Origin of the sequence: Sphingopyxis sp., from assembly GCF_036402335.1 — a bacterium.
Taxonomy (GTDB): domain Bacteria; phylum Pseudomonadota; class Alphaproteobacteria; order Sphingomonadales; family Sphingomonadaceae; genus Sphingopyxis.
Genome location: NZ_DASWTD010000252.1, coordinates 1 through 1,518, shown reverse-complemented (window position 1 = coordinate 1,518; position 1,518 = coordinate 1). Strand labels below are relative to the sequence as shown.

The following is a 1,518-nucleotide window of genomic DNA, read 5'->3' as shown; positions in this document are numbered from 1 at the left end:
CAGTTCGGTGACCGGATGCTCCACCTGGATGCGGGTGTTCATCTCGATGAAATAGAAGCGGCCGTTCTCGTAGAGGAACTCGAACGTGCCGGCGCCGCGGTAGCCGATGCGCAGGCAGGCTTCCACGCAGACCTTGCCGATCTCCGCGCACTGCTCGGGCGTGATGCCCGGCGCCGGCGCTTCCTCCACGACCTTCTGGTGGCGTCGCTGCATCGAGCAGTCGCGCTCGCCCAGATGAATTGCGCCGCCCTGGCCGTCGGCGAGGACCTGGATCTCGACATGGCGCGGGTTCTCGAGGAACTTCTCCATGTAGACCATGTCGTTGCCGAACGCGGCCTTCGCCTCGGACTTGGTGGTCTGGATCGCCGCGGTGAGGTGCGCCTCGGTGTGCACCACGCGCATGCCGCGACCGCCACCGCCACCCGCGGCCTTGACGATGACCGGATAGCCGATCTCGCGCGCGATCTTGACGTTGGTCGCCGCGTCGTCGCCGAGCGGGCCGCCGCTGCCGGGCACGCACGGCACGCCGGCGTCCTTCATCGCGCGGATCGCCTCGACCTTGTCGCCCATCAGGCGGATCGTGTCGGCCTTCGGCCCGATGAAGATGAAGCCGGACTGCTCCACGCGTTCGGCGAAGTCGGCGTTCTCCGACAGGAAGCCGTAGCCGGGATGGATCGCCTGCGCGTCGGTGACCTCGGCAGCGGCAATGATCGACGCCATGTTGAGGTAGCTGTCGGTCGACGGCGCCGGGCCGATGCAGACCGACTCGTCGGCCATCGCGACGTGCTTGAGGTTGCGGTCGACGGTGGAATGCACCGCGACCGTGCGGATGCCCAGCGCGTGGCACGCGCGCAGGATGCGCAGCGCGATTTCACCGCGGTTGGCGATTACGACTTTATCGAGCATGGGATTCGGGATTCGAGATTGGGGATTCGTAAAGCGCCGCGTCTTCACGGACGTGGCGCGCCGATGAATCTAGTGAGCGGATCAGGGCATTGAGGCGGGCAAAGGTCCGGTCGATGACCTCGTCGATGCCGCTGGCCGTCTCGATGAAGGCCAGCCGGGCGGCAATCTGGATCTGGGTGTCGAGTTCAGCGAGTGAGCCGCGTGCGATTGACAGGAACCGCAGGTACTCCTGCGTCGAACGCCTCGCCGCCCCTTCAGCGATGTTGGACGGCACGCTGACCGCGCTACGGCGCATTTGCAGCGTCAACCCGAACCGCTCTTCTGCGGGAAACCGACTCGTGACGCGATAGATCGATTCGACGAGCGACATCGCATCGCGCCAGACTTCAAGGCGCTCGTGCGGCCGCTCTGACGAATCCCGAATCACGAATCCCGAATCCCGGCTCTCAGCCGATCACGAACAGCGGCTGATCGAACTCGATCGGCTGGCCGTTCTCGACCATCACCTTCAACACCGTGCCGGCGACGTCGGCCTCGATCGGGTTGAACATCTTCATCGCCTCGATGATGCCCAGCGTGTCGCCGGCCTTGACCGCCTGGCCGACCGTGACG

Annotated in this window: 3 protein-coding genes; all 3 read right to left on the bottom strand. The window is 65.6% G+C overall.

Annotated elements, in window-relative coordinates; translation table 11 throughout:
• Positions 1 to 906: biotin carboxylase N-terminal domain-containing protein (locus VGD20_RS07955; protein WP_331133931.1), on the bottom strand; the 906-nt coding region annotated here is incomplete at its 3' end.
• Positions 896 to 1,333 carry a four helix bundle protein gene (locus tag VGD20_RS07950; protein ID WP_331133930.1) on the bottom strand — a complete coding sequence of 146 codons (438 nt, stop codon included), beginning with the start codon at positions 1,331 to 1,333 and terminating at the stop codon, positions 896 to 898. The genes VGD20_RS07950 and VGD20_RS07955, both read right to left, overlap by 11 nt.
• Before the next feature lie 19 nt (positions 1,334 to 1,352).
• Positions 1,353 to 1,518 (bottom strand): acetyl-CoA carboxylase biotin carboxyl carrier protein (locus VGD20_RS07945; RefSeq protein WP_331133932.1); only part of this gene is annotated, 166 nt, incomplete at its 5' end.